The sequence below is a fragment of the Acinetobacter celticus genome (assembly GCF_001707755.1).
In the GTDB taxonomy this organism is placed as follows: Bacteria; Pseudomonadota; Gammaproteobacteria; order Pseudomonadales; family Moraxellaceae; genus Acinetobacter; species Acinetobacter celticus.
On sequence record NZ_MBDL01000010.1, the window covers coordinates 148262 to 163865 of the forward strand.

The 15604-nt window shown below is 37.2% G+C and carries 12 protein-coding genes; 5 read left to right on the forward strand and 7 right to left on the reverse strand.

The features are described from left to right. The first annotated feature begins 2 nt into the window (after positions 1 to 2). Positions 3 to 1127, forward strand: coding sequence for a phage integrase Arm DNA-binding domain-containing protein (locus tag BBP83_RS09830; RefSeq protein WP_068887999.1), 1125 nt, complete (start codon positions 3 to 5; stop codon positions 1125 to 1127). A 517-nt stretch (positions 1128 to 1644) separates the two neighbouring features. Here the strand turns inward: BBP83_RS09830 and BBP83_RS09835 are convergent. Beyond that, entirely contained in the window at positions 1645 to 1866 is a 222-nt protein-coding gene (locus BBP83_RS09835) for a transposase (protein ID WP_068888001.1), read from the reverse strand. Between the two features lie 1441 nt (positions 1867 to 3307). On the opposite strand from BBP83_RS09835, the gene aroQ reads away from it, so the two are divergent. The 3 genes from aroQ to accC are packed head-to-tail and all read left to right on the forward strand — an operon-like array spanning position 3308 to position 5576. Further along, positions 3308 to 3763, forward strand: a complete 456-nt coding sequence (gene aroQ / locus BBP83_RS09840; RefSeq protein WP_068888003.1) for a type II 3-dehydroquinate dehydratase — start codon at positions 3308 to 3310, stop codon at positions 3761 to 3763. Between the two features lie 17 nt (positions 3764 to 3780). Beyond that, entirely contained in the window at positions 3781 to 4197 is a 417-nt protein-coding gene (locus tag BBP83_RS09845; RefSeq protein WP_068888005.1) for an acetyl-CoA carboxylase biotin carboxyl carrier protein, read from the forward strand. Positions 4198 to 4214: 17 nt separating this feature from the next. After that, complete coding sequence (gene accC, locus BBP83_RS09850; RefSeq protein WP_068888006.1) at positions 4215 to 5576, forward strand: acetyl-CoA carboxylase biotin carboxylase subunit; 1362 nt, start codon at positions 4215 to 4217, stop codon at positions 5574 to 5576. Positions 5577 to 5632: 56 nt separating this feature from the next. Here accC and BBP83_RS09855 read toward each other — a convergent pair whose 3' ends face one another. Both BBP83_RS09855 and BBP83_RS09860 read right to left on the reverse strand, forming a co-directional pair. Next, a complete protein-coding gene (locus tag BBP83_RS09855) occupies positions 5633 to 6121 on the reverse strand; it encodes a hypothetical protein (protein WP_068888008.1) in 489 nt (162 codons plus the stop codon). Between the two features lie 143 nt (positions 6122 to 6264). Then, positions 6265 to 7404 carry a GGDEF domain-containing protein gene (locus BBP83_RS09860; protein ID WP_245669738.1) on the reverse strand — a complete coding sequence of 380 codons (1140 nt, stop codon included), beginning with the start codon at positions 7402 to 7404 and terminating at the stop codon, positions 6265 to 6267. Between the two features lie 263 nt (positions 7405 to 7667). Between BBP83_RS09860 and BBP83_RS09865 the strand changes: the two genes are divergently transcribed. Next, entirely contained in the window at positions 7668 to 9230 is a 1563-nt protein-coding gene (locus BBP83_RS09865; protein ID WP_068888581.1) for a sensor domain-containing diguanylate cyclase, read from the forward strand. A 317-nt stretch (positions 9231 to 9547) separates the two neighbouring features. On the opposite strand, the gene BBP83_RS09870 is transcribed toward BBP83_RS09865, so the two are convergent. The 4 genes from BBP83_RS09870 to BBP83_RS09885 form a co-directional block, all read right to left on the reverse strand. Beyond that, on the reverse strand, positions 9548 to 11248 hold the full coding sequence (locus BBP83_RS09870; RefSeq protein WP_068888012.1) for an NAD-dependent malic enzyme: 1701 nt from the start codon (positions 11246 to 11248) through the stop codon (positions 9548 to 9550). A 342-nt stretch (positions 11249 to 11590) separates the two neighbouring features. After that, the gene (locus BBP83_RS09875) at positions 11591 to 12709 is read right to left on the reverse strand and encodes an ABC transporter permease (protein WP_068888014.1); all 1119 of its coding nucleotides are present in this window, start codon (positions 12707 to 12709) and stop codon (positions 11591 to 11593) included. 4 nt (positions 12710 to 12713) lie between these two features. Beyond that, a complete protein-coding gene (locus BBP83_RS09880; protein ID WP_068888018.1) occupies positions 12714 to 13838 on the reverse strand; it encodes an ABC transporter permease in 1125 nt (374 codons plus the stop codon). Beyond that, positions 13838 to 15595 (reverse strand): ATP-binding cassette domain-containing protein, encoded by a 1758-nt coding sequence (locus BBP83_RS09885; RefSeq protein ID WP_415502429.1) that lies wholly within the window; start codon positions 15593 to 15595, stop codon positions 13838 to 13840. The genes BBP83_RS09880 and BBP83_RS09885 overlap by 1 nt, the downstream gene beginning before the upstream one ends. Positions 15596 to 15604 lie beyond the last annotated feature (9 nt).

The window sequence follows — 15604 nt, forward strand, 5'->3', positions numbered from 1 at the left end:
CAATGTCACGACCTCGCGTTAAGAGAAACAAAGACTTACCATCAAATTTGTATCGAAATGGTGTAAATACTTGGAAATACAGACATCCTCTTACAGGTGTATGGCATAGCATGGGTGCCGACAAGGCGAAAGCAATTGCTGCAGCACGGAAACTTAATGACATCCTTATTCCAACTACGGATCTGGTGTCTGTTGTCATGGGCGAAGTGACTTTCGGTGAGTTCTCGAAAAAGTTTTTGTCTGAAAAACGCCGAAAAGATGGTCGCCAGCTTGCTCCAAATTCTATTCGAACTTATACCCATAGTTTAAGCCGCTGTGCTGAGTGGGATGATAAATCTTTATCAGCAATCACCCTATTTATGACTAATAAGTTGCTTGAAGGCTTGCCAGCTTCAACAAGCATTGAAACACGAAGCTTATTAGTTCAAATTTTTGACTTAGCAATAAGTAAGGGCTTGGTTACTGAAAATCCTGCAGCACAAACAATTAAGCGTTTCAGGGTTAAACAGCGTAAACGTCATACGCTTGAAGGTTTGGCAATGATCCGTGGTGCATCACCGCAATGGTTACAAAATGCAATTGATTTAGCAATGCTCACAACTCAGAGACGAATCGACATTATTCAAATGAAATGGTCTGATATTCGTGACGATTATCTACATGTCGCTCAAGAAAAAACTACAGATGATCCTGAAGATGAATTTGAATTATTGGAAGGTGCTGGATATGTACGTATTAAGGTTAATAATGAATTACAGAAAGTATTAGATCGCTGCAAAGATAATGTGATCAGCCCATTTATTATTCATCGTGTACCCAAGGGTAAAACTAAGAACAAAGGCCAAGCTAAGGAGCATTGGACACAGCTTGAGGCACAGTATGTATCGCGTGAATTCTTAAACGCCATCAAACAATCTGGCGCGTATCCTGAATTATCTGGACGTCAGTTACCAAGCTTCCATGAGATTCGAGCTTTATCCATTCATCTGCATAAAAAAGCAGGTAAATCAGCACAAACTTTAGCTGGCCATTCAACTGAAAAAATGACGGAAATGTATGCTTCTGGACATGAAATTATTTGGAATGATGCGGATATTGGAATTGATTTACCATTTAAAGATAAATGATTACATCCGCTCCTTTGGGAGTGGATTTTGACCCTTCTGACAGTAAATCACCTATTAAAACTATATGCTAAGTTATTGTTTTACATAACTACCAGATGCACCATTTTTACCGCATTATTGCATCAATAATATTGAATTATTGTTATAAAAATCAGTTACTTATTTATTTTTATATTACCTGTTAAATAAATATCGAACATTTAAAATTTCCACTTATAAAATATTGTTTTAAAACAGTTTGTTTAAAATAAAGCAAAAAATAGCAAAATTCCTGCAAAACTGTAATAAAAAACGAAATGCATTTTAGCAATTATGACAGTTTATTCAAAGCCAATTGAAGTATTTAAAATTACAGAACTTTATAATTTAGAAATGAATGAAAAAATTTAGTATTTATGTCAACAATTCAGACCGAGTAAGAATAATGATTACTCCAGATGTATAAAAGGCCCATTACTAAATGAGCCTTTAAAAACTAAAATTTCAAAATAGAAACTATTTTTACTGAAGTTTTCAGTTAAATAGCAACACGATACAATTGATTAAGTCCTAAGTAAAAAGATCTTCCGTCAAAATTAAATTGACGATTCTCACCTGTTTCCAATTCAATTTTTTTACCAACTTCAACCCAACTCATACCAGAGGGATTACGTTGCTGACGTTCAAGTGGTACAATTTTCACACGAATTTCATCGCCATTTACGGCAGTAGCTGTGATCCAGCCATTTAATTTATTCAATTTAATTACTCATTTATTGAGCTTTTGTAAAACAGAGCAGTAATTAACTATTAAAACCAGCAGAGAGAATTTTTAAAACTGTTGATAAATCAAGGCTATTTTGCCTAAAATTAAACTTACGATATTTACATTAGCATATATATTGGATTGTATAATTTGGATTTGAAGCATCCCTTCAATTCCTTTTAGACACAATTTATCCTACATAGGATGTTCAACACTATAAACGTTTTTTCAATATTTAGCAAATACTAACAGCACCCTCCGTCATGTCTTTGCTCATGTAAACTTGTCGTTTATTATTGATAACGCCATTCATAATGTATGTAAAGACATGTATCTATCCTAATGGCCTTCTAGACTTCTCATTTTCATCATTACTAAATCATATTGCTCTTTCAGTAAACGGTTAGAGTTTTGGGTACTAATGCTACTGACGGCTATCATCATAGATAGATATCTTAGTTTTCAATTTTCTGGGAACACCTCAAAAAACAAGCAAAAACTCACCAGAGATAATAGGTCAGTTGCTGTAATTTAACTTTTGCCAATAAACACTATCTAACGAGGCTATTCTCTGCCCTCCTAACTTAGCCATTCGTGAACTAAAAGGTCAATCCTGCCTTGTACTAGATGCTCTACAGTCTCCCTCTAAAAAATTCCGACTTCCTATGGCTTTTTATCTATCGTTTCAGAAAGGATTTATCAAACCAGTCATACTTTTATATCGGTCATGTCCATAAATACTTAATGGAACAACAGCAACTCTGTACTATTGAATCTATAACGCTATGGAAAAATATCAAACCGACTTGATAAAAAAAAGAGTGCTCACATACGATTAGACTTGAATACGCCGCAGATGATTTTCTTATTTTAAGCCAAGCTTACTGACAACAAATAGATGTTTTATTTAAAAAAACATTCAATATATTGGTTTTTTTATTAGGTCTGGCACGCAAGATACTGAAACTCAATAGGTGTGTGATTTTTGACAACCTCTTAAAAAATTCAATAATGTAATCAACTCATGCTTACACCACTAAAACTGAAAAATAGATATAGCTCCAACTGTAGTCAAAACAGAATTTTTATCGACATTTCAAACTTTAATCAGTCAACAGAAGTATCGTTCACCACCTTATACAATCTATAGAAATAAGCTGTTAAACGTTAAATAGTTTTCACTGTTACACAAATGATATGAACAGTTTTAGCCAATTCAGTTTAAAATTAAAAAAATTAAAATTCCTAGAAAAATGTAATCTTTTAACATTGCCAATTCTCTGCAAAGTTCTCATTATATAGCTTAATTCTGGCACACATCTTCTACGTCAATTCAAAGAATTTATAAAAAAAATGTGGGACATTATGCCATAATAAGCAAACTTTGCTGATATCTTGCAAAGTGTTTTTGCAAATTTTAATTGGAGCAAGCTAAATGAGCTCGACCATTTTGGTCATTCATGGACCGAATCTAAACTTATTGGGTATGCGAGAACCCGAAGTTTATGGACACCTCACACTTGAGGATATAAATCAGCAGCTCATTGCACAAGCGCAAAATGCATCAATTACTTTAAATACTTTCCAAAGCAATTGGGAAGGCGCAATTGTCGACCGAATTCATCAAGCACAGCAAGAAGGCGTGCAATTCATCATTATTAATCCTGCAGCACTGACACATACGTCTGTTGCAGTACGTGATGCCCTGCTTGGCGTGGCAATCCCATTTATTGAAGTTCATTTATCAAATGTGCATACGCGTGAAGCATTCCGTCACCATTCATATTTATCAGATAAAGCTATTGGCGTAATTTGTGGCTTAGGCGCAAAAGGCTATTCAGCTGCACTTAATTATGCAATCGATAAAATTCAACCTACTGTATCAAATTAACCTAGGAATACTGTCTCATGGATATCCGTAAAATCAAGAAACTCATCGATCTGATGATTGAATCTGACTTACAGGCAATTGAAGTTAAAGAAGGCGATCAGTCTATTGCTTTAACTCGACGTAGCCCAGTGGTAGCCGGAAACTTTCCTGCAATGCCAACACCTGTGGCTGCAGCGCCAGTAGCAAAAACACCACGTGGTGCGGTAGAAACGTCACCAATGGTTGGTGTGTTTTATGAAGCGCCAAGCCCAGGCGAAGCTACATTTATTAAAGTCGGTCAAACGGTATCTGCAGGCGATACTTTAGGCATTATTGAAGCAATGAAAATCATGAACCCAATTGAGGCAACTCAAAGTGGTGTGGTTGAAGAAATTCTTGTAAAAAATGGTGAAGTCATTCAGTTTGGTCAACCATTGTTCCGCTACCGCGCCTAAGACCTCGAGGATAAATAATGTTGCAAAAAGTTTTAATTGCAAACCGTGGTGAAATCGCGTTGCGTATCACTCGGGCGTGCAGAACTTTAGGAATTAAAACCGTTGGTATTTATTCCGATGCAGATAAAGACCTCATGCACTTGCGCTTCTGTGATGAAGCTGTGTGTATTGGTCCTGGTGCAAGTAGCGAAAGTTATCTGAATATTCCTGCCATTATTACTGCGGCAGAAATTACAGGTGCAGATGCAATTCATCCAGGCTATGGCTTTTTATCTGAAAATGCAGAGTTCGCAGAAATTGTAGAAAATTCGGGTTTTATTTTTATTGGCCCGCGTCCAGAACATATTCGCTTAATGGGGAACAAAGTTTCTGCCATTATGGCTATGCGTAAAGCAGGTGTACCTACCGTACCAGGTTCTGCTCATGCAGTAACCACCAACAATGCATTAGCAGAAGCCAAAGAAATTGGTTTCCCGCTCATTGTTAAAGCCGCATCTGGTGGTGGTGGCCGTGGTATGCGTATTGTTGAACGTGTTGACACCTTACTCGAATCCGTTCAAGCGGCACAGCGTGATGCTGAAATGTGGTTTGGTGATGACACTGTCTATATGGAACGTTTTTTACAAAAACCGCGCCATGTAGAAGTTCAAGTTCTTGCCGATGGCAATGGGCATGCCATTCACTTATTTGATCGCGATTGTTCTTTACAACGTCGTCATCAAAAAGTATTGGAAGAAGCACCTGCTCCAGGCTTACCTGAACAAGCACGTGCTGAAATTTTAGAAGCCTGTGTAAATGCTTGTAAAATGATGCAATACCGTGGTGCTGGTACATTTGAATTCTTATTTGAAGATGATGAATTCTTCTTTATTGAAATGAATACTCGTGTTCAAGTTGAGCATCCTGTCACTGAAATGGTTACGGGTATTGATATTATTGAACAGCAATTGCTTATTGCTGGTGGTCTAGGTCTAAACATTCAACAAGAAGATGTAATCTGTAAAGGTCACTCTATGGAATGCCGTATTAATGCGGAAGATCCGACCAACTTTATGCCATCACCGGGTAAAATTGAGCATTTCTATGCACCAGGTGGCGCAGGTATTCGTTTAGATTCTCATATTTATCAAGGTTATAGTATTCCGCCATACTACGATTCTATGATTGCTAAACTGATTGCACATGGTAAAGATCGTGATACCTGTATTGCACGTATGAAACAAGCTTTGGAAGAAATTATTCTGACGGGTATTAAAACCAATATCCCTCTTCACAAAGACTTAATCTTAGAAGATAAAAACTTCTGCGAAAAAGCAATGGATATCCATTATTTAGAAAAACATTTGCTCAAGCAAATTGAAGGTAATGAAGACAAGTAATTTGTCTTTATAATAAAAAACCGCTTACTGAGCGGTTTTTTATTGACCAATAACACTTAAGGAAGTATACGACGAAGCGTTGCAAAACACTGCTCTGCTTTTTCATTACTACAAAAATTAATTGTACTAGGGCTGGCCCATTTCACGAAATATTGAGAGATTTCACCCGTTTGATCGGCTTGACTCCCCGAGCAATCTTTTTCATTATTGTCATATTTCACCTGCAAAACTAACGCAGGAATTTGCACATCAGGATCTGGTGCAGGTTGATAGTCATAGATACCCGATGACCATTCTGAACCGCTTTTAATCACAACATCATTATTGCTTTTAAAATTATAATATTCGATACACTTTCGATTGTTTGGAATTTCCATTCCCCATAGCCCCACAATTTCAGGACGTGTCGTTACCCGAAAACTATTTGTGTTACTGACCTGAACAGGAACATTCGATACTTGATTTTTTGTCGCTTTTTTATCGTCCGCTGCAATTACATTGGATGTACACAGCATAAGTAAAACAGTTAAATATGTTTTTTTCATACATTTGTTCAGTCATATAAACCATGCATTCTAAATTACCACATTTTTGTATAAAACCTTCTTTTATCACCATTTTATAACAATCATTTTATAACGACATGGATACACCTAATGTGTCCAAAATGAACTCAGCATCATGTGCTTTAACTCACATTAACTTGGTTACGACCGTTATTTTTAGCATTGTAAAGTCGCTTATCCGCTAGCTCTAAAGCTTTAATTAATCGATCTTTATCCTCTATACACGCGACGCCAAAGCTCGCTGTAACTCGAATATTGTCTACAAATATTTGATTTTCTATTTGACTACGCAAACGATCGACCAAATAAAAAGAAGATAATTCGTCGAAACTTCGAAACAATATAATAAATTCCTCACCACCAAATCTAGCGACAATATCATCTTGACGTACATTATCCTTAAAGATATCGGCAATCGTACATAAAATTTGATCCCCCGTAGCATGCCCCCACGTATCGTTAATCCTTTTAAAAAAATCGATATCGCACATCACAACATAAACTTCGCCTTTAGCAGAATCATCAAATAACGCACTAGATTTTTCAAAAAAACCGCTACGGTTGTACAGCTTTGTTAAGGGATCCATCATTCTTTCTTCATTTAATACAATGAAGAGTTCTTTTACCGTTGTCGCTACCACAACAATTGCAAACCATAAACTAATCACCACATTGATAGCGAGCATCAACATCCACCATTTCGATGTTGACAGTGCAATCCTATCTACATTTTGAAGGAAAAAAAGAATCGCGAGTGTTCTTAATGTTGCATAAGTAAATAAAAGAAAATAACTAAAACAGAGTAATTTAACTAATCCAGAAGATTGTCTAAATAGAAAATAGACACTGGGAATCGCCAAAGCTTCAAGGCATATGATGACAATATTGATCGTCATCATTCTCAACCAAAGCTGTTCATCCACATAAGCAAAATAGAAAAGTGACAAAACACCTAAGACAACGATAGTGAAGGAGGCAATTGAATTGGTTTTGGCTTTTGCTTTTATCATCATTCCGTGAGCGACTGACCAAGCCCCGCCAAGATATAAAATTCCAATCCATGGTGCCGTCAGCGTCAACTGTGCATTGGTCATCAAACTTTGAGCACCCAAGGCAACCGATGGCAAAATACATCCTAGCCCCATCCAAAATAAATATTTTGGTGCCTTAAATAGATAATATGCAGAGATAAAAACCCCGCCTATTAAAATCAAGCAAATGGGAACAACGAGCAAAAAATACTGGGTATCAGGCAAATCCACGGATTGAATTACAACAAATGCTGTGTGTGGTTAATATTAAATCGATTATGCCAACCTATTCAATAAATATTTATTTCTAAAAGAAAAATACCAATCCATCAGTGGTTAAAATATAGACTACTCTTGTGCTCTAAAAGCCCAACTCTGACCATCCATACATCTGATTGATACGTATAGTTCTCAAATTTTATCGAAATGGATAAATATATGGCATAATATCAACCATTAAGCCCATACAGTGCTTTACAGGGAGAATGAGGCACTTGAAACAACTCGCTTTATTTTTAAAACTAGATCTTCAAAGACTGATTTTAATATTAATTATTTTATGTGTATCCTGCCTCTTTGGTAGTTCAATTTTTATTTTAAATCACGTCATTAAAGCACAACTAATAGAAAATTCACTTTCAGTGAATGAAAAATATGCCTCTAAAATCGCCTTAAGTACAGATCAATATTTCGAAAATATGCTTCAAGAATTGGCATATAGTGCAAATACTTTGGGACAAGATTTTTCAAATAATGCATTAGTACAAAGTGAAGCTCATCGTTTAAAATTTCAATCAAATAACTTTAATTCCGTTTCAATCATTGACAATATGGCGCATATTCGTCATTTAGAACCCCTCAATTTAAAATTCGATGCCAATACAGCCTATAAAACACTCGGTATCACAGAATCATTAAAACTAAAAAGAACTTATATATCTCCACCCTATAAATCTATGTCGAACAACCTCATTGTTTTGATGTCACAACCCATTTTTAGTCCAGAGAAGCATTATTTAGGTACAGTGACAGGTTCCATTTATTTACAGAAGGAAAATTTGATTAGTGAAATCTTATCGACCACATACTCATACAAAAAGAGTTATATGTATGTTATCGATAACCATAATAAAATTATTTTTCACCCAGATAAAAACCGAATTGGTGACGTCGTTCAGCATAATAATGGCCTCAATGCGATGTATCAGAAGCAGCATGGCTATATCCAGTTAACCAATAGCAAAGGCATTAATAACTTAGCTGGCTTTGCCCATATTCCTAGTGTTAACTGGATTGTAGTTTCGCAACAACCCACCGAAGAACTGTTGGTTCAAGCAAATGCAATTATTTTAAAAGCTGCTATTGGAATTTTTATCTTTTATCTCTTTATGTTCTTTGTAATTTGGAAAATCACCCAATATATTTCTTCGCCACTCAATGGTTTAGCACAAATGGCAGGCATGCTAGCAACGCCAGAAACTGAGCAGAAAATTACAGAAGTCGATCCGTGGTATTTTGAAGTCATGCGCTTTCGTACTGCACTATTATTTAGCTCTAAAAAATTTAAAGATAAAATTTCCGAACTAAATTTACATATTAATACCGACCCGCTTACAGGTTTGCATAATCGACGTGGAATGCAGTTATTTTTAGAAGAACTGCAAACCATGCAAACTGAATTTGCAGTTCTGCTGATTGATATTGATTTCTTCAAGCAAGTTAATGATACCTTTGGTCACGACCAAGGTGACGCAGTATTAAAAGCCTTAGCAATACAAATGAAACAAAATTTTAGAGATAATGATGTGTGCTGTCGTATGGGCGGTGAAGAGTTTTCTGTTTTAATGGCAACGTCAGATCGAGATGCTGTCTATAGTGCAGCAGAAAGGTTACGTAATACAGTGCAACAAAATACTGTAAACAGCATAGCACCAATAACAATTTCTATTGGTATTGCATTTTGGCCTTCCGATTCAAATAACGTAAAAGAAGTCTTCAAACATGCAGATAATCGCCTGTATAGAGCTAAAAATGAAGGACGAAATTGTATTAGATAATCCGATCTAGCCATGAAATAATATAAAAGCTATATTGGCTTTATAATTCAGACTAAGATTTTTAATATGTTATACATTACTATCTTTATTCTACTTTTTATTATTTATCACTACAGATTAAAAGATGCTCATGTTGGAAGTAGCGAGTATATTTTTTACATCTTACTTTCATTCTGTATTATTTTAGCTTTCAAGATTAAACGCATGGCTATAAATTAATTAAACTCTCCTAAAAAAGAAAAGCCCTAATTTAAAGGACTTTTCTTGATAAAAATATCAATATAGTTTTATGCACCGTACACTGTGCACAAAACTATTTAAAACGTAATACGTTGATACTGACGGTATTCCGGTTTCCAGAAATTCGCTTCTATTTTCTTTTGCAATTCTTCAAGACTAATCACAGGAGCAACCCCATCTTGCATCGCTGCTTGAGCCACTTTGATTGCAATGATTTTTGAAATTTGCTGAATTTGACTTAAATCTGGCAACAAATCTGCATCAGGATTTTGTAGTTTTGGCGAACAATCAGCCAAGGCATTACTAGAAGCCATTAACATACTGTCAGTTACACGCGTTGCGCCTGAAGCAATAACACCTAGACCAATACCCGGGAAAATATAAGAATTATTACACTGAGAAATATTGTAAATTTTCTCTTGATAAATCACAGGTGCAAATGGACTACCCGTTGCAATCAGTGCCTTGCCCTTGCTCCATTCAATAATATCAGCAGGAACAGCCTCTACACGTGACGTTGGATTAGACAATGGCATCACAATTGGGTTTTCACAATTCTGTGACATAGTTTTAATCACGTCTTTGGTAAATAACCCCGGTTGACCTGAAACACCAATTAATACAGTCGGTTTGGCGTGATGAACCACATCATGCAATGAGATAATTTCATCTGCATTCCCCCAAAGTGCCACATCTTCAGGTTTTTGAGCCAATTTTCTTTGAAAATCTAACAAGTTAGGCTGATTTTCTGTAATTAGACCAAAACGATCGACCATAAAGACGCGCTTACGTGCTTCTGCATCGGTCAAACCTTCAGCAATCATTTGTGCAATAATTTGTTCTGCAATACCACATCCTGCAGAACCTGCGCCTAAGAAAGTTACCACTTGATCTTTTAGTTGCTTTTTAGCTGCATGTGAAGCTGCAATCAAACTTCCGACAGATACAGCCGCTGTTCCTTGAATATCATCATTGAAACAGCAAATTTTATCACGGTATTTTTCTAGCAAAGGCATGGCATTTTTTTGCGCAAAATCTTCAAATTGAATCAATGCTTCAGGCCATCTTTGTTGAATAGCCTGAATCACCATATCAACAAAGTTATAATATTCTTCACCTGAAATTCGTGGCTGACGACACCCCATGTATATTGGATCATTCAATAACTGCGGATTATTCGTACCGACATCTAGGGTAATAGGTAGCGTATATGCAGGACTAATACCACCACAAGCGGTATAAAGTGATAGTTTTCCAATTGGAATACCCATACCACCAATGCCTTGATCGCCTAGTCCTAAAATGCGCTCACCGTCGGTAATAACAATAACTTTGACATTACGGCGATTAACATTGTGCAAAATACTATCAATTTGCTCGCGATCTGGATAAGAAATAAAAATACCACGATGACGGCGATAAATATCCGAAAAACGCTGACAAGCCTCACCAACAGTTGGTGTATAAATAATAGGCATCATTTCAGTCAAGTGGTTTTCAATTAAATGATAAAAGAGTGTTTCGTTGGTATCTTGAATATTACGGAGGTAAATGTGTTTATTAATCGCATCATTAAATGCGCAATACTGTTGATATGAACGCTGACTTTGCTCTTCAATTGTTTCAGCTACGTGCGGAATAAGACCATGTAGATTGAAGTTTTTACGCTCTTCTGCTGTAAAAGCCGAACCTTTATTTAAAAGTGGGAGTTCCAACAACGTATTTCCCGCATAGGGAATGTACAACGGGCGTTTAGATTTCAAGTTCTCTGCAGGCATTATGCGATCTCATTTGTTCAGATTTAAACTGCAATCTCCAAGAGATTTGCTTTGTATGTCAGTTTTTAATAGCTTAGACCTATTTGTGGTGAAGTGGCTATTTATAAAATTAATAGTGATATTATTCATATTTCTATAGGTGATATAGAGACCTTAAATAGCTTAGATCATCGCCAATACGTTCATTTTTTCGCTTTAGTTTTGTATTCATGAGAAATTACTTAGATATTTTAACTATGAGTTGTCTCTTTATAGTGATAAAGCGAATCAACAGCATGTGGAAAAAACTCAACGGCATATTTACGCTCTTACAAATCCTAAAAATTAGCTTCTTTTAATACTCTACGACAAGCGATTTCGAAATAGCCATGCGGCCAAAGGAAGTGTGATCACAGCCAAAACAATCATAGGAATAAAATCATATTTAACTTGGCTGAACTGCGCACCTTCCAAATATACCCGTTGTGTCAAATTAATTCCAAAACGTAGCGGATTTGCATACGTAATGATTTCCAGTATTTTAGGCATATTTTGTACGGGTGTGAGCAAACCTGAAAGCAACATCAAAGGCATAATCAGCAAAAAGGTAAATAGCATTGCTTGTTGCATATTTAATGAAATTGCAGAGATCGATAAGCCCAGCCCTACCACTGCAATATTAAAACTAACTAAGCCAAAGTACAGTAGCCCAATTGAACCATTCATTGGAATTTGAAACCAAAATAAAATGATCAGTAAAATAATTGTCGATTGTATTAAGCCAACAAAAATTGGGGGCAAAGCTTTCCCAATCATAATATGCAGAGGCGTATACGGCGTCACTAAAAGTTGATCAAAAGTACCCTGTTCACGCTCCCGCGCTACCGACAATGCTGACAGCAAAAGGGTTTGCATCATGCTTAAAGCCGCAATTAAAGATGGCATAAGCCCCCAGCGCGACTCTAAATTAGGGTTATACCATATTCGTGTTTCAATATTGATTGGAGATGCATTCCCCAATTGTTGTTGATTAAACTGCCCGACTACAGCACCAATATAAGACCCTGCAATACCTGCTGTAAATGAGTTTCGCCCATCTAAAATAACTTGTATTGGGGATGCTTGCTGCAGATTTAGCTTGGTTTCAAAGTCCGCAGGAATGCTAATCACTGCTAGAGCTTTACGATCATCTATAACTTGTTTAATTTGATCGCTATTTTGTAAAGTTTCTATTCGATTAAAAACACCAGAACCATCTAGTTTAGAAATGAATGCAGTAGAAGCCTGCCCTTTACTTTGATCTAAAACCGCATAATCCACATGATTGACATCGTAACTGGCCGCATATCCAAAAATCAGGGCTTGCATCAATGCAGGCGCAATCAAAATAATACGGTTCGCGGGGTCACTAAAAATGGTTAAAAATTCTTTTTTGACTAAACAACTTAAATAAGCTAACCACGCAATGATTGAATTGAACATAGGCTTATCTCAGCTGTTTTTTTAAAGAATAGGTTGATGCAATAGTCAGCACCACCACATAAATCATTAAAATACTGCATTCTTTTAGCCATAAAACCCAATCATCGCCACCCAAAAATAACGTTTTAATAAGAGTCATAAAATGTGTGGCAGGTAAAATTTGACTGATGACCTGTATGACACTGGGTAAGTTACGCGTATCAAAGACAAAGCCTGACAACATTAAAGCAGGCATAAAACTGGCTAAAAGTGCAATTTGACTGGCCTGAAACTGGCTTTTGGCAAAACCTGAAATAGTCAAGCCCAGTAGTAATGACACAAGTAAATAGATGAAAGACGCACTGACAATAGAAAAAATAGAGCCACGCATAGGAACTTCAAACAACCAATACGATGCAACGAGGCACATCACAATATCAATCATGCCAATTACAATATAAGGAGTTAGTTTGGCCAGTACAATTTCTATAGGTCGCACTGGTGTTACAAATAGCGCCTCCAAAGTGCCTCGTTCACGCTCTCGTGCGATCAACAAACCTGTAAGAAATGCGCCAATCAGTGTCAAAATCAACACAATTAACCCAGGCACCAAATACCATGTGCTGTTAGATGATTCGTTAAACCACATCCGTTGTTCTATCGTCACCATGGCAGTAGCAGAACTTAAATTTTGACGCGCTGCATTCATGGTTACTACGTTATTCACGGCCCCTGTGACATAACCCTGCATAGCAACTGCAATACTGCTAGAGCGACCATTCAGCAATAGTTGTAACTTAGCGTTACCTTGGGCACTATCTATAGCAAAAGTAGATGGGATCACCAAAATTGCATCAATTTCATCATTTTTAATTGCCCAAATTGCTTCAGGGTAATGAATATATTGTTGTGTACTGAGATAGCGCGAGCCTTGCAACCCTGAAATGACTTGCTGGCTTTGTGGTGTAGGTTGTTCAACCACCACTCCAACCCGTCCATTGCTTAAATCTAAAGAAAGTCCATAACCAAATAAAAGAATGAGGACAATGGGTAAAAGTAAGCCAATGGCCAAACTGCTTTTATCGCGTATGAGTTGTCGCGTTTCTTTTTTCAGTAAGGCCTTAAAGCGTACAAGAAAAGCCAAAGTCATTAGACCGCCTCCTCTTGTTGTATATTCGCCCGCGCTTGTTCCACAATAGCAATAAAGGCACTATTCATGTCTAATGCTTCATCTGAACCTGCTTGTTGTCGTACTTGATTGGGCGAACCAAGTGCCAACATTTTCCCTGCATCTTGAATCGCAATACGATCGCAATATTCCGCTTCTTCCATAAAGTGCGTGGTAATAATGACCGTAATGCCTTTATTGGCCAGCTCACCGATGGTGTACCAAAAGGCACGGCGCGCCAGTGGATCTATGCCACTGGTCGGCTCATCTAAAAAGATAATTTCAGGTTCATGTAACAGAGCTGTTGCCATAGACAGTCGTTGCTTATAACCGTTAGGTAAATCTTCACTTTTAATATGTGGCTTCAAATTAAACTGTTGTAGCGCATTTTCAATTTGTGTCTTTAATTTTTTACCAGACAAGCCGTAAGCACCGCCAAAAAACTTTAAATTGTCTATGACCGTTAAATTACCATATAAAGCAAATTTCTGTGACACATAGCCAATACGGGCACGCGCCTGTGCTCGAGCGTTACGCAAATTCATTCCCGCAACGTCTAATGAACCACTACTGGCAGGCAACAAACCACATAACATCCGAAATGTTGTGGTTTTACCTGCTCCATTTGGCCCCAATAAGCCAAAAATTTCACCGCGTTTTACCTCAAAGGACGTACTGGCAACAGCCGTAAAATCTCCAAATTTTCTTACCAAATCTTTGACGGCTATGGCGGGTTCATCGACTAAATGGGAACTTACTGTTTCTTTGCTCAGTTGAGTGACAGAAGTATATGAATGATGCTCTTGTTGTGTTTCATGCAGAAACATCATAAAAGCATCTTCTAAATTTGGTTCCCGAACCTGAACATGCATGCCTTCGGGTAACAGATCAGATGGAAGTTGAGGATATTGCGGATTGGTAATAAAACGTACACTGGCACCTTTGGGTACAGCATCAATAACGTATTGCACGTTTTCCAACAAATAGGCTTGCAACACCCGTGGTTTCATTCCTTGGGGTGGCGCAACTTGCCAGGTTAACCCTTGAACTTGCTCACGAAGCTGTTTTGGTGTTCCTTGCTTAAGTATCTTTCCTTCATACATCACATAGACTTGGGCACAACGTTCCGCTTCATCCATATATGCGGTACTAATAATGACGCTAAGATTTTCCTCATGCACCAATTGTTCAATAATTTCCCATAAATCACGGCGTGATAAAGGGTCGACGCCTACACTGGGTTCATCTAGTAATAACAGTTCAGGAGAACGTACCAAGGTACAGGCCAACCCTAATTTTTGTTTCATTCCACCAGACAACTTTCCTGCTGGGCGATGCGTAAAATTGGTTAAATCGGTAATTTTCAGTAGCCGTTCAAAGCGTTGTTTTCGAATATTTTGTGGCACGCCATGCAGGTCTGCATACAAGTCTAAATTTTCCTGCACACTTAAATCTTCATATAAACCAAAACGTTGTGGCATATAGCTGATACGATCTTGTACACGTTGTGGATGTTGGGTGACATCAAAACCTAAAACCTCTAATTGTCCTGATGTCAGCGGATATAGCCCTGCCAATAAGCGTAAAAATGTTGTTTTTCCTGCACCATCTGGCCCAACCAATGCCGTTAATTCACCCGCTTTAATTTCCATATTTAAGCCATCAAGTGCACGAATTTCGGGTACACCTTTGGTTCCAGATGGAAATGTCTGAATAATCTCTTTTGCATGAACAATCATACTGGGCAC

Excerpts from the sequence above, each read along its gene's own strand:
- BBP83_RS09830 (WP_068887999.1), top strand. The coding sequence starts at position 3 with ATGTCACGACCTCGCGTTAAGAGAAACAAAGACTTACCATCAAATTTG.
- aroQ (WP_068888003.1), top strand. The coding sequence starts at position 3,308 with ATGAGCTCGACCATTTTGGTCATTCATGGACCGAATCTAAACTTATTG.
- BBP83_RS09845 (WP_068888005.1), top strand. The coding sequence starts at position 3,781 with ATGGATATCCGTAAAATCAAGAAACTCATCGATCTGATGATTGAATCT.
- accC (WP_068888006.1), top strand. The coding sequence starts at position 4,215 with ATGTTGCAAAAAGTTTTAATTGCAAACCGTGGTGAAATCGCGTTGCGT.
- BBP83_RS09855 (WP_068888008.1), bottom strand. The coding sequence starts at position 6,121 with ATGAAAAAAACATATTTAACTGTTTTACTTATGCTGTGTACATCCAAT.
- BBP83_RS09870 (WP_068888012.1), bottom strand. The coding sequence starts at position 11,248 with ATGCCTGCAGAGAACTTGAAATCTAAACGCCCGTTGTACATTCCCTAT.
- BBP83_RS09875 (WP_068888014.1), bottom strand. The coding sequence starts at position 12,709 with ATGTTCAATTCAATCATTGCGTGGTTAGCTTATTTAAGTTGTTTAGTC.
- BBP83_RS09880 (WP_068888018.1), bottom strand. The coding sequence starts at position 13,838 with ATGACTTTGGCTTTTCTTGTACGCTTTAAGGCCTTACTGAAAAAAGAA.
- BBP83_RS09885 (WP_415502429.1), bottom strand. The coding sequence starts at position 15,595 with ATGATTGTTCATGCAAAAGAGATTATTCAGACATTTCCATCTGGAACC.